General features: G+C 67.7%; 24 protein-coding genes. 19 read left to right on the top strand and 5 right to left on the bottom strand.

The genetic code is table 11. From position 1 onward, the window contains the following. The first annotated feature begins 23 nt into the window (after positions 1–23). From KHB019_RS14830 to KHB019_RS14785, 10 genes are all read left to right on the top strand, one after another. Complete coding sequence (locus KHB019_RS14830; RefSeq protein WP_337459330.1) at positions 24–437, top strand: type IV pilin protein; 414 nt, start codon at positions 24–26, stop codon at positions 435–437. Between the two features lie 70 nt (positions 438–507). Continuing rightward, positions 508–918 (top strand): prepilin-type N-terminal cleavage/methylation domain-containing protein, encoded by a 411-nt coding sequence (locus KHB019_RS14825; protein ID WP_337459329.1) that lies wholly within the window; start codon positions 508–510, stop codon positions 916–918. Between the two features lie 29 nt (positions 919–947). Beyond that, a complete protein-coding gene (locus tag KHB019_RS14820) occupies positions 948–1,445 on the top strand; it encodes a PilW family protein (RefSeq protein WP_337459328.1) in 498 nt (165 codons plus the stop codon). After that, positions 1,436–3,082, top strand: coding sequence for a hypothetical protein (locus KHB019_RS14815; protein ID WP_337459327.1), 1,647 nt, complete (start codon positions 1,436–1,438; stop codon positions 3,080–3,082). The genes KHB019_RS14820 and KHB019_RS14815 overlap by 10 nt, the downstream gene beginning before the upstream one ends. A 2-nt stretch (positions 3,083–3,084) precedes the next feature. Then, positions 3,085–3,936, top strand: a complete 852-nt coding sequence (locus tag KHB019_RS14810; protein ID WP_337459351.1) for a prepilin peptidase — start codon at positions 3,085–3,087, stop codon at positions 3,934–3,936. A 39-nt stretch (positions 3,937–3,975) separates the two neighbouring features. Further along, positions 3,976–5,040 (top strand): type IV pilus biogenesis protein PilM, encoded by a 1,065-nt coding sequence (pilM, locus tag KHB019_RS14805; protein ID WP_337459326.1) that lies wholly within the window; start codon positions 3,976–3,978, stop codon positions 5,038–5,040. Further along, positions 5,040–5,705 carry a PilN domain-containing protein gene (locus tag KHB019_RS14800; RefSeq protein WP_337459325.1) on the top strand — a complete coding sequence of 222 codons (666 nt, stop codon included), beginning with the start codon at positions 5,040–5,042 and terminating at the stop codon, positions 5,703–5,705. The genes pilM and KHB019_RS14800 overlap by 1 nt, the downstream gene beginning before the upstream one ends. Beyond that, entirely contained in the window at positions 5,705–6,421 is a 717-nt protein-coding gene (locus tag KHB019_RS14795; RefSeq protein WP_230102621.1) for a hypothetical protein, read from the top strand. The genes KHB019_RS14800 and KHB019_RS14795 overlap by 1 nt, the downstream gene beginning before the upstream one ends. A 1-nt stretch (position 6,422) precedes the next feature. Continuing rightward, on the top strand, positions 6,423–7,559 hold the full coding sequence (locus tag KHB019_RS14790) for a type IV pilus twitching motility protein PilT (protein ID WP_290368251.1): 1,137 nt from the start codon (positions 6,423–6,425) through the stop codon (positions 7,557–7,559). Continuing rightward, positions 7,547–8,797 (top strand): type II secretion system F family protein, encoded by a 1,251-nt coding sequence (locus KHB019_RS14785; RefSeq protein ID WP_337459324.1) that lies wholly within the window; start codon positions 7,547–7,549, stop codon positions 8,795–8,797. Before KHB019_RS14790 ends, KHB019_RS14785 begins: the two co-directional genes overlap by 13 nt. Positions 8,798–8,809: 12 nt before the next feature. Here KHB019_RS14785 and KHB019_RS14780 read toward each other — a convergent pair whose 3' ends face one another. Next, the gene (locus tag KHB019_RS14780) at positions 8,810–10,477 is read right to left on the bottom strand and encodes a GspE/PulE family protein (RefSeq protein WP_443193220.1); all 1,668 of its coding nucleotides are present in this window, start codon (positions 10,475–10,477) and stop codon (positions 8,810–8,812) included. Positions 10,478–10,609: 132 nt separating this feature from the next. Between KHB019_RS14780 and KHB019_RS14775 the strand changes: the two genes are divergently transcribed. Both KHB019_RS14775 and KHB019_RS14770 read left to right on the top strand, forming a co-directional pair. After that, positions 10,610–12,574 (top strand): M13 family metallopeptidase, encoded by a 1,965-nt coding sequence (locus KHB019_RS14775; RefSeq protein ID WP_337459322.1) that lies wholly within the window; start codon positions 10,610–10,612, stop codon positions 12,572–12,574. Between the two features lie 116 nt (positions 12,575–12,690). Beyond that, the gene (locus KHB019_RS14770; RefSeq protein ID WP_443193219.1) at positions 12,691–13,599 is read left to right on the top strand and encodes a serine hydrolase; all 909 of its coding nucleotides are present in this window, start codon (positions 12,691–12,693) and stop codon (positions 13,597–13,599) included. A gap of 39 nt (positions 13,600–13,638) precedes the next feature. Here the strand turns inward: KHB019_RS14770 and KHB019_RS14765 are convergent, their stop codons facing one another. Continuing rightward, positions 13,639–15,180 (bottom strand): amidohydrolase family protein, encoded by a 1,542-nt coding sequence (locus KHB019_RS14765; RefSeq protein ID WP_230102625.1) that lies wholly within the window; start codon positions 15,178–15,180, stop codon positions 13,639–13,641. Next, the gene (locus KHB019_RS14760) at positions 15,177–16,553 is read right to left on the bottom strand and encodes a cytosine permease (RefSeq protein ID WP_230102626.1); all 1,377 of its coding nucleotides are present in this window, start codon (positions 16,551–16,553) and stop codon (positions 15,177–15,179) included. The genes KHB019_RS14765 and KHB019_RS14760 overlap by 4 nt, the downstream gene beginning before the upstream one ends. A 172-nt stretch (positions 16,554–16,725) precedes the next feature. On the opposite strand from KHB019_RS14760, the gene KHB019_RS14755 reads away from it, so the two are divergent. Continuing rightward, complete coding sequence (locus tag KHB019_RS14755; protein WP_337459321.1) at positions 16,726–17,805, top strand: PucR family transcriptional regulator ligand-binding domain-containing protein; 1,080 nt, start codon at positions 16,726–16,728, stop codon at positions 17,803–17,805. 13 nt (positions 17,806–17,818) lie between these two features. On the opposite strand, the gene KHB019_RS14750 is transcribed toward KHB019_RS14755, so the two are convergent. Beyond that, positions 17,819–18,298, bottom strand: a complete 480-nt coding sequence (locus KHB019_RS14750) for a MarR family winged helix-turn-helix transcriptional regulator (protein WP_337459320.1) — start codon at positions 18,296–18,298, stop codon at positions 17,819–17,821. Positions 18,299–18,407: 109 nt separating this feature from the next. Between KHB019_RS14750 and KHB019_RS14745 the strand changes: the two genes are divergently transcribed. Then, positions 18,408–19,031 (top strand): NADPH-dependent F420 reductase, encoded by a 624-nt coding sequence (locus KHB019_RS14745; RefSeq protein WP_230102629.1) that lies wholly within the window; start codon positions 18,408–18,410, stop codon positions 19,029–19,031. A gap of 27 nt (positions 19,032–19,058) precedes the next feature. Continuing rightward, positions 19,059–19,448, top strand: coding sequence for a hypothetical protein (locus KHB019_RS14740; protein WP_337459319.1), 390 nt, complete (start codon positions 19,059–19,061; stop codon positions 19,446–19,448). Between the two features lie 10 nt (positions 19,449–19,458). Here the strand turns inward: KHB019_RS14740 and KHB019_RS14735 are convergent, their stop codons facing one another. Then, complete coding sequence (locus KHB019_RS14735) at positions 19,459–20,901, bottom strand: MFS transporter (RefSeq protein WP_443193218.1); 1,443 nt, start codon at positions 20,899–20,901, stop codon at positions 19,459–19,461. A 56-nt stretch (positions 20,902–20,957) separates the two neighbouring features. Here KHB019_RS14735 and KHB019_RS14730 point away from each other — a divergent pair, with 56 nt between their 5' ends. The 4 genes from KHB019_RS14730 (at position 20,958) to KHB019_RS14715 (ending at position 23,017) form a co-directional block, all read left to right on the top strand. Beyond that, entirely contained in the window at positions 20,958–21,647 is a 690-nt protein-coding gene (locus KHB019_RS14730; RefSeq protein ID WP_230102632.1) for a GNAT family N-acetyltransferase, read from the top strand. Positions 21,648–21,652: 5 nt separating this feature from the next. After that, positions 21,653–22,258, top strand: coding sequence for a hypothetical protein (locus tag KHB019_RS14725; RefSeq protein ID WP_230102633.1), 606 nt, complete (start codon positions 21,653–21,655; stop codon positions 22,256–22,258). A gap of 89 nt (positions 22,259–22,347) precedes the next feature. Continuing rightward, entirely contained in the window at positions 22,348–22,605 is a 258-nt protein-coding gene (locus KHB019_RS14720; protein ID WP_230102634.1) for a ribbon-helix-helix protein, CopG family, read from the top strand. 1 nt (position 22,606) lies between these two features. After that, positions 22,607–23,017: a type II toxin-antitoxin system VapC family toxin gene (locus KHB019_RS14715; protein WP_230102635.1), complete on the top strand. Its 411-nt coding sequence runs from the start codon at positions 22,607–22,609 to the stop codon at positions 23,015–23,017. The last annotated feature ends 55 nt before the right edge of the window (positions 23,018–23,072 follow it).

The raw sequence follows: 23,072 nt of genomic DNA, 5'->3' as shown, positions 1-23,072 counted from the left end.
ATCCCGGAAAGTGTGACTCTGTCATGCGTACTATCCGACGTCTCATCGAGGCTAAGAAGATCGAGCGGGAAGAGAACGGCGAAGCCGGCTTCTCGCTGATCGAGCTCATCATCGTCGTCGTGATCCTCGGCATCCTCGTGGCTGTCGCGATTCCGATTTTTACGAACATTCAGGACCGCGCTGCACAGAATGCCGTCGACGCTGCCGCGGCGAACGGTGCTACGGCTGCTGCAACCGCGTTCGCCGATCCGGACGGTGGCATCGCCCCGGGTGACGCGGCCAAGTCCGCGGGGAGCGGAAACATCAGCACCACTCTGGCAGCCAGCAGCACGAGCGTGTCCGATGTCTGCGTCTCGGCGAGCGACGGAACCAAGAGCGGATGGGCCGGACCGGCGGTGATAAAGGACGCATCTGGCGTCGCCACTGGTTGCCCGTGAGTCTGAGCTAATCCATTGCGGAGGCCCGCCCATCCGGGCCTCCGCTCCGGTCTCTATCTGAGGACCACTCATGTCGCGGCTTACCCGAAGCGACGACGGACTGGGCCTCATCGAAGTGATCATCGCGATGGTCCTGCTCGCCGTTCTGGCGCTCGCAGTACTGCCGTTGCTGGTCACGGCGATGGGGCTCAGCGTCGACAATCGCTCGTCCGTCGTGGCGACCAATCTCGCCGCTGAGAGGGTCGCCGAGATCCGCTCTGAGTTCCCGACCGGGTCCACCGCCTCGCGTTGTGTGGATCTGACGGCCGAGAACGGCGATCTGCCAGGGCCAACCGGTTCCGGCCTCACGATTCGGACCTCGCCGGCGACCTGCCCGGCTGCCGGTGCATATCCGGCGGCCGTGGCGGTCACCGTGACGGTCTTGTCAGGCACCGAGTCGCTGGCATCCGTATCCACCAAAGTCATGGTCGGTGCACCATGACCGTCCGGCAGCAATCTGACGACGATGGCATGAGCCTCGTCGAACTGATTCTCTACATGCTCATCGCGGGTGTCGTCCTGGTGCTCGTGTCATCGATCTTCATCAACGGTTGGGGGGCCCAGGTGGCGACCACCGATCGCGACGCGGCAACCGGCCAGGCCAACCTCGTCACAGCTTCATTGCAGAAGTCCATCCGCAATGCGACGGAGATCCATCCGTCCACTGGCAGCGGCGACACGCTCGTCGCCGTCGTCGCCACCGGATCGTCCGGCTGGGAGTGCCGCGCATGGAAGCGCGACGCCACCGGCGATCTGCTCTACAAGAGCTCGAACAGTGCCATCGACACCTCCGTCACCACCGGCTGGGCGAAGCTCGCCACCGGGATCGATGACGGCCCGATCTTCTCCGCCCCGTCGTCGACTCGGCTGGAGTACTCGTTCACCGCCTCAGCGGGCAGCGCGACCGTCCCCATCACCGGGGCCGTCAAGGCCCAGGCGGTCATCCAAGGAGCCGGACCATGCTGGTGAGTCTTCACGAAGCGCTCCGTCGCCGGAACCAGGAGCATCACGATCTGCGCAACGACCGGGGCGCGACGCTTGTCGTCGTCATCATCGTGATGATGGTGCTGATGGTCGGCGCCGTTCTGGTCGGCGGACTGGTCGTCAACACCGCGTCAAGCGTCGTCTCGAGTCGCAGCACCGCGCAGTCGCGAGCTGCAGCCGACGCCGGACTCGCCGCCGCGATCGCGCAGGCAAGCGGTGCCGACGCGGACCCGTGCGGTGCTGTGCCGGCCGGCACAGCACCGAACTACACGGTCGCCGTCGCGTGCGATTCTCCCGGCGTCGGACAGGTCACGTACACCGTCACCGGTACGGCCAGCGGCGCGAGCACGACGCTGAGCGCGGTCTACGAACTGGACGGTCTGACACCGCCGACCGCCGGCGGTCCTGGCCTTTTCTACACGTACAGCATGGGTTCCCGACTCAATTCCTACGTCTTCGACAGCGCCAACAGTGAGATGGGCATCGACGACTTCGTCGGCTCCGCCGGCGTTTATGCCTCGCTCGGGAAGATCGCATGCGGCACCGGATCAGTTTTCCCCGGCGACATCTACACCAAGACGGGCGACATGCAGCTCGACAACGGCTGCGTCGTTGAGGGGAACGCCTACATCGGGGGTACGGCTGTCGTGAACGGCGGGAAGATCGAGGGCAGTCTGATCGCGCCGAAGGATGTCGGACACACCATCGCCGGCACCGTCGGAAAGATCGGTGGCAGCGAGGGCAACGTCTTCGTCGGCGGCACGGTGACCCTGAACGCCGGCACCGTCTACGGCAGCGTGCGGGCCGCGGGCACGGGAAACAGCACTCTCGGCAGCGGCACCATCTTCGGCGGCTTCACCTATAAGGGCGGGTACGGAACCTGGGGCACTCCGGCGACGACGATCGTGAAGGGTTCCATCACCAAGAACACAGCGCTCGCCACGGTGCCGCTCCCGGAGATTCCGACCTGGCAGGACGTCGATTTCACACCGGTGAACGCCACGACTCCTCCGCAGGCCTGGGCGGACGAGGGCTACAAGCTCACGACGGTCACGGGTACAGCGTGCAACAAGTGGTCCGGTAATTCCGCCGATGTCACCTCAGTTGCCAGCACCCTCACCAGTCGCATGATCTTCGATATTCGGGGCTGCTCGGGCAACTTCGACACCAACGCCGGCGGCGCGAACAAGCAGGTCAAGATCAACAGGGACATCGCGATCATCGCGAATCGCTGGTACCTGTCGGGGACGAAGTTCTCGAGCGCCGACGGACAGCCCCACACGATCTATCTGATCACTCCCGACAGCAAGCCTGCCGTTGCGGGCCCCCAGTGCAACTCGCCAGCGAGCGCCTCCGAGCAGCTCAACGACTCGATGGTCGACCCCAAGATCGCGATCTACATCTACACGCCGTGCAAGATGAAGTTCAACAGTGGCCCGGCCACGTTCCGCGGGCAGGTCTACTCGGGCGAGCTCGAGTTCGGCGGCGGTGTCAAGGTCGCCTTCGCGCCACGGAACATCCCTGGCTACGACTTCGGAGAGGATGTCGACCCGTGGCCGGGAAGTGGCGGCGCGGGGACGGACAGCCTCGGCAACCTCATCTCCCAGCGGGACGTGCCGTGATCATGCCCGCTGTCGCGATCTTCATCACCGCGTGGGCGGGAGTGTTCGGGCTGGTCATCGGTTCGTTCCTCAACGTCGTCGCCTATCGCGTCCCGGCCGGCATCTCCCTCATGCGCGAGAGCCGGTGCCCGCAATGCGGTGCATCGATCCGCGCGCACCAGAACATCCCCGTGGTCTCGTGGCTGGTGCAGCGCGGCCGTTGCGCCAACTGCCGCGGCGGCATCTCAGCGCGGTATCCGTTGATCGAACTGCTCACAGGGGCGCTGTTCGTCGCTGTCGCCGTCGGAGTCATTCGACAGGCGACCGGCGGGCCATCCACCGGCGCCTGGGCGACCAGTCCGATGTTCTGGGGCGAGCTCATCATGCTCGTGCTGTTCGCCGCACTCAGCGTGGTGCTCACGGCGATCGACGTCGACGTCAAACGCCTGCCGAACGCCATCGTGCTCCCTGGATGGGCGGCGGTCGTCGTGGTCCTCGGGGTCACGACCATGCTCTCGTCCCTCGGCGACGCGGGAGCCTGGGAACCGTTCGTTCGGGCACTGCTCGGGGGAGCGGTGCTCTTCCTCTTCTATTTCATCGTGCGGCTGATCAGCCCGCGCGGCATGGGCGGCGGCGACGTCAAACTCGCCGGGCTCGTCGGAACCGTGCTCGGCTGGTTCGGCTGGGGCGCGCTCGTGGTCGGCGCCTTCGCGGCATTCGTGCTCGGCGGCGCGATCGGACTCGCGCTCATCGTGATCAAGAGAGCGGGACGCAAGACGGCGATCCCGTTCGGACCGTGGATGCTCGCCGGCGCGTGGGTCGGCATCCTCATCGGCGAGCCGATCGCGCGCTGGTATCTGGGGCTTTACGCGTAGGCCGACCCGGTCAGGAACGGTCTGCAAGAAGGAGGGGACATGGCAACAACACGAGTCGGTGTGGAGATCACCGAAGAGAGCGTCCGCGCGGTCGAGATGACCACCGGTCGATCACCGCGCGTCGTGGCGTACGGCGAGGTCCCGCTGCCCGTCGACGCCGCCAAGGACTCCGAGATCCTCGACGAAGGCGCTGTCGCCGTCGCGATCCGTCAGCTCTGGAACACCGCGCGCATCAAGGGCCGCAGCGTCACCCTCGGCATCGCCAGCCGCCGCGTCCTCGTACGCGAGTACAGCACGACCGCGCTGCCTCCCGCCGTGCTCCGCAAGGCCCTGCCGTTCCAGGTGCAGGACCTCCTGCCCGTCCCGGTGAACCAGGCCGTGCTCGACTTCTATCCGACCTCGCAGGAGGGCGATCAAGTGCACGGACTGCTCGTCGCTGCGGTCGCGGAGACCGTCGAGCACATGATCGCCGCCTTCTCGCGCAGCCGCATCCGCGTGACCCGCGTCGATCTCACGGCGTTCGGCCTGGCTCGCGCAGTGCGAGCCGGAGCAGGATCCGGCACCATCGCCGTCATCCATGTCGGCGACCACACCACGCAGGTCGTGGTCCTGCGTGACGGCATCCCGATGTTCGTCCGCATCCTTCCGGCCGACATGGAGACCGCGGCGGTCCGCCGGCGCGGGATGACGGTCGTCGACGATGAAACCGCGGATGCCGAGATCCCGGTGCTCGCCGGAGTGGGGGCTGCAGCCATCGGCACCGCCGGCATCCTTCCTGCAGACGCCATCGCACCCGGGGCGCTGCGCGGGACGCTCCGCAACGAGAACGGTGGACGAGCAGTCGCCGATTTGCTCGGGCGACTGCACAGCACGCTCGCATTCTCCATGAGTCGGCCAGGTATCGCCGGCATCGACCAGGTGCTGCTCACCGGCGCGGGCGCCGCGATCACCGGCGTGCAACGCGGGCTCGAAGAGCGCGATCAGTTCCCGGTGCGGATCATCTCGCTCTCCGACGTCGGAACGGTCGTCAACGGCGAGCCGGCCGGCGAGCTCGCCCTCAACCTCGTCAGCACAGCCGGCCTGGCTCTCGGGAAGGAGAGCTGATGTCTCGCGTCGCCGTGGTGTCGCTCGCCGGAGCACCCAGAGTCAACCTGCTGCCCGCATCCGAACGCGCTCGCCGCGAGCACGACCGACTCGGCCGCGTCTGGATCTGGGCCGCCCTCGGGGCCGTCGTCATCGCCGCGCTCCTCGTCGGCGGGGCATGGGTGTGGAACACGTTCGCCCAGCAGGAACTCGCCGCCGAGCAGCTGCGCACGCAGGAGCTCGTCGGCGAGATCGCCGGGCTCTCCGAGGTCAGCGGTGCCATCGCCACAGAGAAGGAGCTCACGGGCTACCTGGCCGAGGCGATGGGTTCCGACCTCGCGTGGAGCGACGTGCGCAGCAAGATCGAGTCCGCGCTGCCCGCAGATGTCGCGCTGGTCGGATTCAGTCTCGTCCCCGGCATGCCTGCCGTCGACAAGCTCACGGAAGAGACCGTCGTCGGCACCGCAGGGCTGACGGGAACGATCACTCTCGACAGCCCGAACACGATCGACATCGCCGCGATCTCGCGCCAGCTGCGCACGGTCGGTGCGGTGGCCCAGAGCGATTCGAATGCCATCGCCGAGAGCGGCAGCGAAGAAGGACGATTCACGTACACGATCGACATCACCTTCGATCAGGGCATCTACAGCGGCCGGTTCGCTGCTGAGCAGGAAGGCGGTCAGTGATGACCAAACAGCTCATCACCCTCATCGGCGCTCTCGTGACAGCCGCCGTGCTCGTGCTCGGCATCGTGGTCGGAGTGCTGCCGCTCGTCGGCGGCGTGTTCGCGGCCCAGGAGCAGCAGCGTCAGGTCGAAGGCACGAACCAGGTGTACGAGACCCAGATCGCCGCCCTGCAGAAGCAGCAGGAGACCCTGGAGGAGACCGAGAAGTCGGTCGCAGCCCTTTCCGCACAGATCCCTGCTCTCCCGCTGCTGGACGAGGTCTTCGAGCGCATCGCGCGCGCCGAGGCCGACTCCGGCGCGCAGCTCGTCTCCGTCACCAGGGGAGAGGCAGTGCCGTACGCCCCGCGCACGGGTGGAACCGAAGACGCTCCAGCCCCTGCCGCCACGACCGAGCCGACCGAGACGCCGGTCGACGCGGCATCCGACGTCGCCGCCGACGCGACCGTCGCCAGTGACGCGACCGCCGACGCGGCAGCATCCGAGACGACGACCGACCCGACGGCTCAGCCCACTGCGACGACGCCCGACCGGATGCAGATCGACATCACGATCCAGGCCACAGCCCCCGACATGGTGAGCGTCCAGAAGTTCCTCGACGGTCTGCGCGGCGGTCCTCGGGCCATCGCGATCGACGAGGTCGTCGTCACCGAGTCCAATGAACAGTTCGACATCCAGGTCACCGCACTGACCTTCACCCGTGCCCAGGAAGGCAGCTGACATGACGGTCACTCTGAGCGAACTGCTCTCCCTGGCTGCTCGAGGGAGAGCATCCGACCTCCACATCACCGCCGACGCCCCACCGCTGATGCGCGTCGACGGCGATCTGATCGTCATCCCCCAGCAGCCCGACCCGCTCGACGCCACCTGGGTGCGCGAGGCCGCCCACAGCCTCATGAGCGACGGACAGCGCGACGAGTTCGTCCGCCGCCACGAAGTCGACCTCGCTCACCACGAGCCCGGCATCGGGCGACTGCGCGTGAACGTGTTCCGCCAACTCGGCGCGATCGCCATGGCGCTCCGCTTCATCCCGGGCAAGGTGTTCACACTCGATGAGCTGGGCGCCCCCCAGATCGCTCAGGATCTTGCGCTCCGACCGCGCGGACTCGTCCTCGTCACCGGGCCGACCGGATCCGGAAAGTCGACGACGCTCACCGCGATGGTCGACATCATCAACAGCATCCGCCCCGTGCACATCGTCACGATCGAGGACCCGATCGAGTTCCACCACAACAGCCGCCGCGCGCTGATCCATCAGCGCGAGGTCGGCAGCGACACGAACTCGTTCGCCGAGGCGCTGCGTCGCGTGCTGCGACAGGACCCGGATGTGATCCTCGTCGGCGAGCTCCGCGACCCGGAGTCGATCTCGACCGCTCTCTCGGCCGCAGAAACCGGTCACCTCGTGCTCTCCACGCTGCACACGCAGGGCGCATCGAAGTCGATCAACCGCATCATCGATGCGTTCCCCGCCGACCGGCAGGACCAGATCCGCTCGCAGCTCGGCGACACCCTGCAGGGCATCATCAGCCAGAGCCTGCTGCCGCGCGCGCAGCACGCAGGACGCACCATCGCCACCGAGGTGCTCATCAACACGCCGGCCGTCGCGAACCTGATCCGCGAGGGCCAGGTCGCCCAGCTGTACAGCGCGATGCAGGCGGGCGCGGCCGAGGGCATGCACACCCTCGATCAGGATCTGCGTCGCCTCGTCGGGGCGGGCACGGTCGCGGCTCACGTCGCCCGCACGTTCGCGGTCGACCCGGCCTCGCTCGACAATGTGCACGTTCAGCCGGCAGATCTCGATGCCGACTCCTGGTCGCATTACGCGGTGGACCGTCAGCTCACGGAATGGGGTTCATGATGGCGACGATGCAGGAATGGCACTATCAGGCCATCGATCCGGGCACCACGCAGCTGATCAAGGGCACGATGGATGCCACGACAGAGGCGACTGTCACGGCGAAGCTTCGTGCTCAAGGACTCATGCCCGTGCAGGTCGCGCCGATCGACAAGACGGGGCTGCGCCGCGAGATCACACTGCCGTCCCTTAATAAAGGAGTGTCGGCGCAGACGCTCGCGATCTTCTCGCGGCAGATGGCGGCGCTCATCAACGCCGGTCTGCCTCTCATGCGCACGCTTCTCGTGCTCGAGGATCAGACGGCCGACCGCAAGCTGCGCGGAGTGCTCGGCTCCGTGGCATCCGACGTCGAAGGCGGATCATCACTGTCGGCATCCTTGGGGCGGCATCCCGACATCTTCCCGCCCTTGATGGTGTCGATCGTCAAGGTGGGCGAGTCCGGCGGATTCCTCGGGGCCGCCCTCAACTCCGTCGCCGAGAACTATCGCAAGCAGGCCGAGCTGCACGGCAAGATCCGCTCGGCCACCACGTACCCGGCCGTCGTTCTCGTGATCGCGATCATCGGCGTGCTCGTCATGGTGACCTTCATCGTGCCGGTCTTCGAGAACATGTTCGCCGGCCTCGGCAGCGGGCTGCCGCTGCCGACCCAGATCCTCGTGACGATCTCGCACAACATGGTCTGGATCCTGCCGGCGCTGATCGTGCTCGTGATCGTGCTCGCCGTGGTGTGGTCGCGCAACCGATACACCGACGGCTATCGCAAGGTCGTCGACCCGATCAAGCTCAAGATGCCGATCTTCGGCAAGCTGATCACGAAGATGGCGGTCGCTCGGTTCAGCCGCAATCTGGCCATGATGCTGGATGCCGGTGTGCCGATCATCCAGGCGCTGTCGATCGTCGGTCAGGCGTCGAACAACTGGAAGATCGAGCAGACCGTACGCGAGATCCAGGAGTCGATCCGCGCCGGCCGGTCATTCGCGGGGCCGCTGGCGAAGGAGGACGTCTTCCCGCCGATGGTGGCGCAGATGGTCGCCGTCGGTGAGGAGTCAGGCACGCTCGCGCAGATGCTGGGCAGCATCGCCGACTTCTACGAGGAAGAGGTCGAGACCGCGACGGAGCAGCTGTCGTCGCTGATCGAGCCGATCCTCATCGTCGGCCTCGGCGTGGTCATCGGCGGCATGGTGATCTCCCTGTACATGCCGATCTTCACGCTCTACGGAGACATGGCGAACCAGGGGTGACTCCCCGCCCGCTCACACGGTGACGCGGAGGATCTCCTCGATCGTCGTGATGCCGTCGGCGACCTTCGCCCAACCGTCATCGCGCAGCGGCACCATTCCCTGCTTCAGGGCGATCTGCCGCAGCTCGCTGCCGGTTCCATGAGCGACAAGCGCCTGCTCGATCTCATCGGTGAGTGTCATGACCTCGTGCAGTCCGACGCGGCCCCGATACCCCGTGTTGGAGCAGGCGGAGCATCCGACGGCGCGGTACACGGTGGCGTGATTGATCAGCTCAGCGGGCATCCCGACGGCATCGAGCATCGCGCGATCGTCTTCGATGGGCTGGCGGCAGCGAGTGCACAGGCGACGGGCGAGGCGCTGGGCGACTACGGCGCTCAGTGCGGTCGCCACCAGGAACGGCTCGGTGCCGATCTCGACCAGGCGGGTCAGCGCACTCGGCGCATCGTTCGTGTGCAGCGTCGAGAGCACGAGGTGGCCGGTGAGCGCCGCCTCGATCGAGATCGTCGCCGTCTCGCGGTCGCGGATCTCACCGACCAGCACGACGTCGGGGTCCGAGCGCAGGATCGCGCGCAGCGCGGAGGCGAACGTGAGGCCTGCGCGTGGATTCACCTGCACCTGGTTGATGTCCGGGATGCGGTACTCCACCGGATCCTCGACCGTGATGACGTTCACGCGTGGATTCGAGACGGTCCGCAGCGCGGTGTACAGCGTGGTCGACTTGCCGGAGCCGGTGGGGCCTGTGACCAGCACCATGCCGTGCGGGCGGGTGATCGCCTCGCGGAACCGGTGCTCGTTGCGTCGCAGGAACAGCAGATCGTCCATCGACATGGACTGGCCGCTGTTGTCGAGGATTCGCATGACGATCTTCTCGCCCCACACCGTCGGCAGCGTGGCCACGCGGAGGTCGACGCTGCGGCCCTCGTGCAGCACCGAGATGCGGCCGTCCTGAGGCACGCGCTTCTCGGCGATGTCGATGGACGACATGATCTTCAGTCGCGAGATCACACCGTCCTGGATGCTGCGATCCGCTCGCTGCATCTCGTGCAGCACGCCGTCGATGCGGAACCGCACCGTGAGGCGGTGCTCGCCCGGCTCGATGTGGATGTCGCTGGCCCGGTCGTTGATCGCCTGGGTGATGAGCAGGTTCACGAAGCGGACGACCGGGGCATCGATGTCCTGGTCGTCGAGCTGCTCGGTGAACATGCTGTCGGCGCTGGACGATGATTCGCCGATCTGCTCCGACAGGTCGCTGAGCTCGCCGTCCGAGCGCAGCAGCCGCTCGAACGCCTGCATCAGCGAGTCCTCCGCGACGACCACGGGGACGACCCGCAGATCGGTCAGCGTGGCTATGTCGTCCAGCGCGATGATGTCGGTCGGATCCAGCATCCCCACGGTCAGCTGATCGCGCACCATGCGCAGCGGCAGCAGCCGGTACTTGCGGCACAGCGGTCCGGGTACGAGCGCGACCACCTGCGGATCGAACGTGTACGTCGTCAGATCGACGAAGCTGCAGCCCGTCGCGATCGATGTCGCCTCAGCGACCTGCGCCTCGGTGATCCGGCGCTGCTGCAGCAGAAGCCGCGGCAACTCCTCTCCATCGCCCACCTCGGCGATGGCCGTCCCGATGACGTCGGCATCAGCCGCGCCCGTAGACACCAGATACTGCCCCAGTCCCCTCACAGCATTTCCCCTCTTCCGGCGTCGCCGCCGTATCCCCTTCTCGACATCATATTGCGCCACGCCCGCCCCGAACAGAGCGGATTTCCGATGCGCGCCGAGCACGCCGAGCGCCCGCGCGCATAGGGTGGACGCATGACTGATGTGCTTCCCGCCGGTCTCGCGACCGAAGAGTTCAGCTCCGACATCCGCCCCCAGGACGACCTGTATCGCCACGTCAACGGCGCGTGGCTCGATCGCACCGAGATCCCCGGCGACAAGGCGCGGTGGGGCTCCTTCCACATGCTCGCCGAGCAGGCCGAGAAGGATGTCCGGACGATCATCGAAGAGTCGCAGGACGCCGCGCCCGGCACCCTCGAGCGCAAGATCGGCGACCTGTTCACGAGCTTCATGGACACCGCGAGCATCGACGCCGCCGGCGTCGAGCCCCTGCAGGAGACCCTCGCCGAGATCGATGGCATCGACGGCATCCCGGCTCTGCTCTCGGTCGCCGGCGCCTACGAGCGCGATGGGCGTGCCCACCTGATCGGCCTCTACATCGACGGCGACCCCGGCGACCCCGAGCGCTACGTGCCGATCCTCGTCCAGTCGGGCCTCTCGCTACCTGACGAGAGCTACTACCGCCTCGACAGCTTCGCCGGCACCCGCGACGCGTACCGTGCGCACCTCGAGCGCCTCCTCGCGCTCGCCGGGGTGCAGGATGCCGCGGGCGACGCCGAGCGCGCCTTCGCGCTCGAAACCGAGATCGCCTCCAAGCACTGGGACAACGTCGCCAGTCGCGACGCCGTGAAGACCTACAACCTCAGGTCGTGGGACGACTTCCAGACTCTTGTCGGCGTCGACCTGACGCCGTGGCGGGATGCGGTCGGACCCACGAACCCGGATGCCTTCGCCGAGGTCGTCGTCAGCCAGCCCAGTGCTTTCGAGGGCCTCGGCGCACTGCTGACCGCCGACCGGCTCGAGGACTGGAAGGCGTGGCTGCGCGCGGCCGTCGTGCACGCCGCAGCACCCTTCCTCACCGATGACATCGTGCAGGAGAACTTCTCGTTCTACGGCACGGAGCTCACCGGCGTCCCGACGATCCGCGAGCGCTGGAAGCGCGGCGTCTCGGTCACCGAGGGCGCCCTCGGCGAGGCGATCGGCAAGGTCTACGTGGAGCGGCACTACCCGCCGACGGCGAAGGCCGCGATGGACGAGCTCGTCGCGAACCTCATCGAGGCGTACCGGCAGAGCATCACGACGCTGGAGTGGATGAGCCCTGACACGCGTGAGCGCGCGCTTGCGAAGCTCGACGCATTCACCCCGAAGATCGGCCACCCGGAGGTCTGGCGCGACTACTCGACGCTCGAGATCGACGCCGCCGACATCTTCGGCAACGTCCGGCGCGCGAACATCTTCGAGCACGACCGCAACGTCGACAAGATCGGCAAGCCCATCGACCGCAACGAGTGGCACATGCCGCCGCAGATGGTCAACGCCTACTACAACCCGTCCATGAACGAGATCGTGTTCCCCGCAGCGATCCTGCAGTACCCGTTCTTCGACGCCTCGCGCGACGCCGCAGCGAACTACGGCGGCATCGGCGCGGTCATCGGTCACGAGATCGGCCACGGCTTCGACGACCAGGGCAGCCGCTACGACGGCACAGGCAAGCTCGACGACTGGTGGACGGATGCCGATCGCGCAGCCTTCGAGGAGCGCACCAAGGCGCTGATCGCGCAGTACGACGCGCTGGTTCCGGTGGGTCTCGGCGAGGAGAACAACGTCAACGGTGCGCTCACGATCGGCGAGAACATCGGCGACCTGGGCGGGCTCGGCATCGCGCTGAAGGCCTACGAGATCGCCCTGGGCGGTGCGGAGGCCCCGGTGATCGCCGGCCTCACCGGTGTGCAGCGACTGCTGCTGAGCTGGGCGCAGGTGTGGCAGCAGAAGAGCCGCGACGCCGAGACGATCCGCCTGCTCACGATCGATCCGCACTCGCCGAACGAGTTCCGGTGCAACCAGATCGTGCGCAACATCGATGCCTTCTACGAGGCGTTCGACGTGGCCGAAGGCGATGCTCTGCACCTGCCGAGCGACCAGCGTGTGACGATCTGGTGACCGTTACCCCCAAACTTTGACCGGGCGTCGCCGCGCGGGACTACGATGGCGAGTGCCGCTGTCGGCGTGGATCGCGCGGCGCCTCCCCTCATCGACCTTCTTGGGAAGGAACACGCGTGGGCACTCCCCCTGAGCCTGCGATGCTGCGTCGGTCACAACGCAGCACCCGACGTCTGCCGCGCCGCGCGGCCATCGGTCGGCGGTCGTTCGCGGCGACGACGCGCGCGCTTGAGGAGCTGGCGGATGCCGGTGCCCAGGTGTCAGTGCACGTCATGGATCTCGACACCGGTACGCAGGTGCTCGCCGGCGACGACCACGTCACCCTGCCGATCGCCGGGCTCGGCGTGGTGCCGTTGCTGATCGAGGTCGCCGCGCGGTTCGAGGCGGGGACGCTCGATCCCCTCGAGATCGTGGATCGCTCGGAGACGGACGATGTGACGGGGTCAGGGCTGTGGCGCAGTCTGCGCGCCCCGGCGCTGCCGCTCGTCGATCTCGCCGTGCTCGCGGCGACGGCAGGCGACCCGTTGGCCGTGAACATCCTGCTCGACCAGGTCGGCCACCACCGGGTTCGCGACCGGATCGAGTCGCTCGGACTCGAGCGGACGGCTGTGCTCGATAGATTTCGTGACGTTCGAGGGCCGGACGACGCCCCTCATGTCGCGGTCGGCACGACGCGGGAACTGGCGAACCTCTTCTCCGCACTCGTGAACTCGACGGCCGTGGACGCAGCGGTCAGCGCGCAGGTCGCGGAGTGGCTGAGCCTCAATCACGATCTGAGTCTGGTGGCGGCATCCACGGGTCTCGACCCGTTCGCGCACGATCACGACGCGCACGGACTGCTGTTCATCAACAAGACGGGGCGCGACCGGGGCGTTCGTGCCGAGGCCGGTGTTCTTGCCGGTCCCCGTTCCGGCGTCGCCTACGCGATGATCGTCGGCTTCGACGACCTGTCGATCGCGCATCGGCTGCGCGCGCACGATGCGTTCCGGGTGCTCGGCGTCGAGCTGATGGAGTACGCGCACTGAAGCCCCGCCCGTGATCGGACGGGGCTCCGGATCGAGCGATCAGGCGTGCGCGTGCGCGCCCACCCAGGTCCGCTCGTCGCCGGTCCAGCGGTTGACCGGCATCTGCCGCCGGGCCGACTCCATGTGCATCCGAGCGAAGGCCGGTGCGAAGACCTCGTTCACGGCATCCAGGCGATCCTGCTCTTCCCGGATCCTCGGCATGATCTCGCGGAATGCGGCCAAGACCGCGTCCTCGTCGACCAGAGTGAGCCGGCCGTGCTCGACCGTGACGACCCCGTCGACCATGACACGCACGATCGACGATCCGTTCTCGCTGTATACGAGGTGGTTCTCGAGGCGATTGGTGGGCAGGAACGCCAGGGTCGTCGTGTCGAACATGACGAGGTCGGCGCGCTTGCCGACTTCGATGGAGCCGATCGTCTGGTCCAGCACCCCGCTGCGGGCGCCGCCGATGGTCGCGGCGTCCAGCACCTCGGGCACGGTCGGCCAGCGCTCGAAGTCCGGTTCGGTGGCCTTGTGCAGGAGAGCCGCGGTCTTCATGACCTCCATGAGGCGCGGCGTGTCGCTCGAGGAGCATCCGTCCGTGCCGAGGCCGAGGTTCACGCCGGCGTCCTGGTAGGCGCGCCAGGGCAGGATGCCGGACCCGAGCTTGAGGTTCGAGATCGCATTGTGCGAGACGGAGACGCCCGACCGTGCGATCCGCTCGATGTCGTCGCCCGTGACCCAGATGCCGTGAGCGAACGTCGTGCGCGGGTTCAGGGCGCCGATCTCGTCGAGGTGCTGCACGAGCGTGCGTCCGCCGTAGAGCTCATCTCCGGTCACCGCCTGCGTCTTCGTCTCGAGCACGTGGATGTGCACCTCGGCGTCGAACTCCGCGGACAGGGATGCCGCTCCCGCGAGCAGGTCGTCGGTGCAGCGCTGCGGACCGGACGGCGCCAGCATGTATCGGATGCGTCCGCCTGCCGATCCGTGATGCCTGCGGAAGGCATCGCGGGAGTAGTCGAGGTACTCCGCCGCGGTGAGCGTCGGCGCCTGCCGCACCTGGCGGACGACCTCCTCGGGCAGCCAATCAGCGACGAACGGCAAGGTGTCGACGAACGGCCGGTTGATGATGTGGCCAGAGACATTGGCCCGGATCCCGATGTCGCTGTACGCGCCGGCGACGGCCGCGAGCTGGTCGAGGTCCTGCCCCGGCGTCTCGAGCACATCGTCGACGAGCGTGGTCACGCCCGACTTCATCGACTCCATCGCGAACATGAGCGTGCGCAGCCGGATGAGATCCGGCGGGGTGGGGCTGCCGCCGAGGATGGGGTAGGCATACGCCATCCACAGCTCCAGCGGCATGTTGTCGTAGCGGCCCTTGTAGAGGTACTCCCACGAGTGGGTGTGCGCGTTGACGAAACCCGGGGTGACGAGCATTCCCGTGCCGTCGATCACGGTCTCGCCCGGTCGCGCTTCGAGGTTCGTGCCGATCTCGGTGAAGCATCCGTCCGCGATGCGCAGGTCACGCCGCACCGGCGTCGCGTGCATGCTCGCGTCCATGGTGATGACATCCGCGTTGCGGATCAGGGTGGCGGTCATTCGCCTGCTCCGTTCTGTGCGTCCGTGTGCTGCGCGGCGTCCGGCGCCGGTGCTGCGAGGGATGCCGCGGCCGCGGCCCGGCGAGTGCTGCGGGCGACCCAGTGGCAGATCGGGGCGGCGATCACTGCGACGAGGACGCCCTGGATGGCCGGGCTGCCGAGTCCGGTGATGGAGCCGAACCCGGCTGCAGCCGTGCCCAGCAGGTAGGCGATGACGCCGGGCCAGACGAACCCCGGTACGCTGTCGAGGTCTGTCCCCGGGTCGCGGCGCCGCCAGACGAACAGGAACGTGCCGATGATGACCCCGCCCAGCGGCGGGATCACCGTGCCGAGGGTGACGAGGAACATGGTCATCGAGTCGGCTAGGCCGCTGACCGCGAGGGCGATGCCGATGATGACGCCGCCGATGATGAAGGGGCGCTTGTCGGCCTTGCCGAACAGCTCGGACCCTGCGACGCCGAACGCGTAGGCCGCGTTGTCGTTGGTGGTCCAGAGGTTGAACGTGAGCATGAAGACGCCGAGGCCGGCAAGACCCATCGTGAACAGCAGCGTGGTGAAGTCGGCCTCGTCGAACGCGATCGCGCCGATGCCGCCGAACACGAGCATCGCGGTCTCGACGACCAGGAGTGCACCCAGGCAGACCAGGAAAGCGGTGCGCGCACTGCGGGCGAAGCGGGTCCAGTTGCCGATCTGCGTTCCGCCGGAGATGAACGTTCCGATCATCATGGTGATCGCCATGCCGGGGGTGATCGAGCTGTCGCCGCTCGTCGCGAATAGTCCACCGATGCCGCCGACCTCGTCGAGGGAGAGCGCGGTGATCCAAATGCACAGGGCGAACATGAGCGGCACCGACACCCACGAGAGCACTTCGATGCCCTTGAACCCCCAGTATGAGGTGGTCGCCATGAGGAGGCCGCCGAAGATCGCGAGCGGCCACGATTCCGACCAGCCGAGGGCGGATGCGAGGAGGTTCGCGAAGATGCCGACCGTGATCCCGTACCAACCGATCTGGGTGCCGCCGAGGACGATCGAGGCCCACTTGCCGCCGACCCGGCCGAGGGTGAGGCGCGAGATGAGGACCGTGGACAGGCCGGTGCGGGCGCTCGCCGCGCCGAGGGTGGAGATGTAGAGGCCGAGGACGGCGGTCGCGACGGCGCACAGCAGCAGGAACGGGGCGAAGCCGAACGCACCGGCGACCTGTCCGCCGGTGACCATCGTCGGGGTGAAGAAGACGAACCCGCCGACGACGACGAGGACACCGAACCAGCCCTGTCGAGAGTGTGCGGGGACGCGTGAGAGCGGATAGTCCTTGTCGACGCGCTCGGCGGCGGGCGGGACTGCGGGTGTGGCGGGAGGTGCGGATGTGGTGGTCATGGCGCATTCCTTTCGGTCACCGCTCATTGCAGTCCTCGAATGTTTCGGCGCTGTTGCAGGAGGGGATTGTGTGGAGGAGATCACCCGTCCGGGCATCCGGAGGTGGGGGAGAGCACACCTCCGGCAATCTCGGGGAAACGATGGCGAAACACGGCCGCCTTATCGTCGGGTGATGGTCGGGCGGAGACGGGAAGACACGGATGCGCTGGTCGGCGACGTCCGCGTCGCGGACCTGCTCGCGTGGGACGGGCCGCCGATGGAGCTCGCCGGACGGCCGGTCGGCCTCGATCGCGTGATCCGCTGGTCGCTGCCGTCGGACCTGCTCGACCCGAGCCCGTACCTGCGCGGCGGCGAGCTCGTGCTGACCTCGGGGATCTCGATGACTGAAGTCGAAGCGCAGCGCAGGTTCGTGGCGGCCGTCTGCGGCGCCGGGGCGTCAGCGATCGGCTTCGCCCTCGGCGTTGTGACCGATGAGGTGCCGGCGCCGATCATCCGGACGGCGAACGCCCTGGGTGTCGCGGTGCTGCGGATCCCCGCCGATGTCGCGTTCGTCGAGATCACGCAGCGCCTGGCGGCCGAGCAGCACCGGCAGGAGCAGGAGGCTCGCGAGCGCGCCCGTGTCGGGGCGATCATCGACATGGTGCGCCGCGGGCAGGCCAGCGCCGTCGTCCTCGGCGCTGAACTCGACGACGCGGATGCTGTGCATATCGTCGTCGCGCCCAGCGCTATCCGCCTGCCGCTCCCCGAAGGCTCCGTCGTCGGCACGGTCGGCGCGGACACGGTCGCGATCGTGCCGGGGACCATCGGCGGACTGCTCTCCGCGCCGCACGACATCGATGCCGTGTTCGGCTGGAGCGGTCCGATCGTGCAGGAACGCATCGCGATCGCGCTTCGGGAGGCGTTCGCCGCTGCCGCCATCGCACCCCGGCTGCGGCGACCGGCCGGTCCGCGCGACCTCGCCACGTGGGAGGGCCTGGTGCACCGACTCACGCCCGACCAGATCGCTCCGTTCACGGAGCACGTGATCACGCCGCTGCGCCGGTACGACGCGCGTCACCGCACACAGCTGCTGCAGACGGCCGAGGCTCTCTGCCGGAGGGGCGGCGCGGTGCAGGCGGCCTCAGCCGATCTGTTCATCCACGAGAACACCCTCCGCAAGCGCGCCGCACGCATCGAGGAGATCACCGGGCTGAACCCGCTCAACGTCCTCGATCGCGCGGCGTTCCTCGTCGCCATCCTCGGCGGCACGTGAACGAGCCGCTCCGTCAGCGCCCTGGCACCCCGAACCGCTGGTGGGGGTCCAGTGCCTCGAGCACGGGCTCGAGGGCATCGGCGAGGTGGTCGAGCTGTTCCGGGCTCAGCTGGTCGAGAACCAGTCGGTGCACGGTGTCGAAGTGGTCGGGGGTCGCGAGCACGAGCTGACGGCGCCCCTGCCGGGTGAGCTCGAGCAGGATGCTGCGCCGGTCGTGCTCGCTCTCCTCGCGCTGCACGAGTCCCCGCTGCTGGAGTCTGCTGACGACCTTCGAGGCTCGGGGGAGCGTGGCGTTCGTCGCCGCCGCGAGGTCGCTCAGGCGCATCGCGCCGGTGCGCTGCAGGACGCTCAGCAGCATGAACTCGTAGTGGGTCAGTGACGCGTCGCGTTGCAGCTGAGCGTCCAGAGCCGCGGGGAGCAGTTCGGCGGTGCTGATGAGTGCGAGCCATGCTCGGGACTGCTGCGGGGTCATCCGGGGGAGCGATGCGGCCATGTTCTCCATTGTGCCGGGAATAGTTGTTCAGGCAAGCACGTTTGATTCTTTAGTTGCCGAAGCAACCAAGTGCGACGGCCGAACGATTCATTCAGAGAAAGGCATCACCATGACTGCGATCACCGTCATCGGAACCGGAAACATGGGCCAGGCCATCGCCGGCATCGCCGCGAAGGGCGGAGCGAGCGTGCAGATCCTCGCGCGCGACCTCGAGAAGGCCGGTACGGCCGCAGCATCCGTCGGTGCGACCGCCGGCGTCGTCGGCGACGCGATCTCGGGTGAGATCGTCGTCCTCGCCGTGCCGCACCCGGCACTGGCCGAGCTCGCGGAGACCTACGGCGACCAGCTCGCCAACAAGGTCGTCGTCGACATCACCAACCCCGTCGACTTCGCCACGTTCGACGGACTCGTCGTGCCGGCCGACTCCTCGGCCGCGGGCGAGCTCGCCGCGCTGATCCCCGGCGCGAAGGTCGTGAAGGCCTTCAACACCAACTTCGCCGCGACCCTGGCGGCCGGCGAGCTCGGCGGCGAGCCGACCGTCGTGCAGATCGCCGGTGACGACGAGTCCGCGAAGAACCTTCTCGCCGGCGTCATCACCGCAGCGGGCCTGAAGGTCGCGGATGCGGGTGCGCTCAAGCGCGCACGTGAGCTCGAGGCCCTCGGCTTCCTGCAGATGGTGCTCGCCGTGCGGGAGCAGATCGGCTGGACCGGCGGATACGCCGTCCGCGCCTGATCACGTGGTGCGGGGTACCCTCGTCGCATGGACGACCGGACCCCGCACCGCCGCGACGACGGTGAACTGCTCGGCTGGATCCGCCCGGCGGGCGACGCCTGGGGGGCCGTGGACGTCTTCGGCCGTACGGTCTCGGATGCCGTCGACTGGCTCGTCGCCGAGGAGGCGCTCGAATCGCACGGCCTCGCGTGGCTCGCCGAGCCGTGGATGCTCGAGGACGAAGGCCGCCCGGTACGGGTGCGCATCGTCGAGGTCACACCGGATCATGACGGCATCCCCGGCCGCATCGTCGTGAAGACCGAGGACTACGGCGACGTCACGCGCCCGGCATCCGAGCCGATCGTGCTGCCCTGGCCGCTTCCCGACCGCCTGCGTCCGCCGCAGCCCGGCGATCCGGACGGGTACACGTTCGGCTGACCCCGACGGCTCAGTTCGGAAGCGAAGGATGCCGTTCGAGGGACCGGATCTTCGGGATGAACAGCGACAGCACCAGAGCGACGATGCCGGCGATGATCGCCAGCCAGAAGCACATCTCGAACGCTTCGTGAGTGGGCACGGCGACACCGTCGACATCGACGCTCATCGCGGCGAGCACGCCGCCCATGACGGCAGAGGCGCTCGAGGTTCCCACCGAGCGGAACAGGGCGTTGAGACCGTTCGACGCCCCCGTCTCGTTGGAGGGCACCGAGCGCATGATGATCATCGGCATCGCAGCGAACGTGAATCCGATGCCCACGCCGATGATCGCGTTGGCGATGAGGATGTGGATCCACTCGGATGACCAGATCAGCACGTATCCGTAAGCCAGGACGATGGCGGCCGAGCCCGCGGTGAACAGCGGTCGCGGGCCGATCGTGCGCTCGAGCCAGCCGGACAGCGGCGAGATCACCATCATGACGAGCCCGGCGGGCATCACGATGAAGGCCGCCGTGATCATGTCGAGCCCGAATCCGGATCCCGTCTCGACGGGCAACTCGAGCATCTGGGGGAACGTGACGTTGGACGAGAACAGAGCGAAGCCCATGCCGATGGCTGCGATGTTCGTCAGGAGCACCGCGGGGCGGGCGGCGACGCGCAGATCGAGCAGGGGATCCTTCGTCCGCAGCTGGTACCAGCCCCACAGCAGCAGCACCAGCACGCCGCCGATCACCAGGGTCAGGCCGATCGGTGACGTCCAGCCCCACTGCGCCCCGCGCGAGACGTAGAGCAGCAGGCCCGTCAGGCCGATCGCCAGACCGATCGCGCCGACCACGTCGAGGCGACCGGGGGAGAGCAGCACGTCCTCCGGCACGAACAGATAGACCAGCACGAGGCCCGCGACGCCGAGCCCGGCGGCGAGCCAGAACAGCGAGTGCCAGTCGGCGTTCAGGGCCAGATAGGCCGCCAGTGGCATCCCGAGCGCGCCGCCCACGCCCATCGTCGCGCTCATGAGCGCCACTGCGGTGCCGAGGTGCTTCGGGGGAAGGATGTCACGCATGATCGCGATGCCGAGCGGGATGACGCCGGTGACGCCGCCCTGCAGCGCGCGTCCGATGATCACGCCGATGATGGACGTGGAGAGCGCCGCGATCACGGAACCGATGATGAGCATGATCATCAGCACGACGACGACGCGGCGCTTGCCGTACATGTCGCCGAGGCGACCGGAGATCGGGGTGGCGATCGCTGCCACGAGCAGCGTGATCGTGACGACCCAGGTGGTGTCCTCGCGGGATGCGTTGAGCAGCATGGGCAGCTCGGCCTGAAGGGGCACGACGAGCGTGAACATGAACGACGACGCGAGTCCTGCGAAAGCGAGGACGGCGACGGTCAGAGCCCGGTTGGGGGTTCGCGAGAGGCGTTTCCTGGCTTTATCGTCGCTGTCTCCCACCTGTCCAGGCTAGTGGTGGATTCCGCAGAAGGACGCAGAGGGGGCAGACTGGGTGCGTGCGAACCATCCGTGACCTCGACACCGTTGAACTGATCATCGACGCGCAGAGCCTGCTGGATTCGATCCGCGGACCAGAGCGCGTCATCGACGCCGGTACGCTGCGCGCGCTGCAGCAGTCTGGCAACTACGTGGTCGGCCTGTTCGACGACGAGGGCGGCCAGGAGCGGATGGTCGGTGCATCCATCGCCTTCTTCGGCGTGCCGGCTCGGCGCCGGATGCACTCGCACATCACCGCTCTGCTGCCCGACTATCGCGGCCGCGGCTGGGGGCGCGAGCTCAAGGAGCACCAGCGCCAGTGGGCGTTCTCTCGAGACGTCGGCGGCATCACGTGGACGTTCGACCCGCTCGTGGCACGCAACGCCCACTTCTTCCTCACTGTGCTGGGCGCCCGCGTCACCGGGTACTCGGTGAACAACTACGGCATCTTCGGCGGCGGGGATGCCGGCGACGAGAGCGACCGGCTGGATGTCGAGTGGGCCCTCGCCGACATCGCCAAGCCTCCGGCGCCTGACGCCGTCGTCGAGACGCTCGAGATCCCGTCCGACGTCGAGGCCATGCGCGCATCCGATCCGGATGCCGCGCACGAGTGGCGCACGCGTCTGCGCGGCGAGATGGAGCAGCTGCTCGGTCGCGGGCTGCGTATCGCCGGATTCGACGTCGAGCGCGGCTACCTGTTCACCGAATGAGCGCGATGAGCGGGCAGACACCAGCAGAGTCTCCGTTCCACTCCCGGCTGCCGATCGGTGAGCGGCTGGATGCCTCGGCGCTGACCGAAGGTCTGCCCTGGGCGTTCGACGAGATCAGGATGCGACCGCTCGAACCGATGCTTGTGCCCGAGAATCCACGCGGCGGCGAGATCGATCGATCCACGTGCGGACCGTGCGCACCCTCGGAGAACACGATCTGGCACGACGACCTGTGGCAGGTCTACGCCTCTCCGGAGCCGAGCGGGCTGCCGTTCATCGCGGCGCTCTCGCCTCGAGAGCATTGGCTGCTCGAGGACGCTCCGATCGACGTGCTCGCAGCGCTCGGTCCTCTCATGCAGCGGATGTCCGAGGCCGTGAAGACCATCCCCGGCGTTGCGCGTTGCCACTTCGGTCGCTGGAACGACGGCTCCGCCCATCTCCACATGTGGGCGCTTGCCCGCCCGGCCGGCATGATGCAGGGGCGCGGAGCGGCGCTCGCCTTCTGGGATGACGTGCTCCCGCCCATGCCGCAGGAGATGGCCCAGGAGCACGTTCGCATCGTCGCCGAGTCGCTTGCGGCAGGCGGAGGCGTGGCGTTTCCGCACCGCTGAGCGTCCGCTCCGGGTCATCGAGGGAGTAGAAGGCGAGACGAAACGCCACAGTGGTACCAATCAGTGCGGTGACTGGTACCATCGGGACCATGGCGATGAACCTTCGATTGAGGGACGACGCGGCAGCGGCGCTGCGCGCCGAGTCGGAGCGCACGGGGCGCAGCCAGCAGGAGATCCTGAGGCTGGCCGTCGACGAGCATCTCGGGCTCGCCGGTTCCGCACGACCGACGCCGTACCCCGACTGGGTGACACCACCGGAACGCCCTTATCGGTCGGTCAAGCCGATTCTTCATCTTCCGAAGGGCATGACGACGGCCGACCTCCTCGATCGGGAAGACCGCATCTGACGTGCTGATCTACGTCGACACGAGCGCGGTGCTCAAGCGGGTGTTCGAAGAGAACGAATCCGACGCGCTCGGGCGAGCGATAGACCAAGCGGTGGCCGACGGCGATCGGCTGATCTCCTCGACCTTGACGCGGGTCGAGCTGGCGCGCGGCATCCGTCGGCGTCTCGACTTCGAGCCCCGCGATCGATTGACGTCGGCGTTCGAGCTGGCGACCGGAGACATCGCGTTCGCGCCCATGTCGTCTCCGATCGTCGAGAGTGCCCGAGTCATCGGGCCCCCGGCTCTCCGATCGCTCGACGCGATCCATCTCGCCACGGCGATCGCGGTCGGTGCCGGCGAGGTCTGGACGTACGACGATCGTCTCGCCGCGGCATCCGAGGAGATGGGGATCGTCGCGCGGATGCCGTCCTGACCTCCCTCACGTGGGGCTGATCGACAGCAGGGGCGCGGATAGGATTGGAATGCCC

This window comes from Microbacterium sp. KHB019, from assembly GCF_037285405.1.
Classification (GTDB): Bacteria; Actinomycetota; Actinomycetes; order Actinomycetales; family Microbacteriaceae; genus Microbacterium.
The sequence above is the reverse complement of the archived record's forward strand: the minus strand, read 5'-3'. Positions and strand labels throughout refer to the sequence as shown.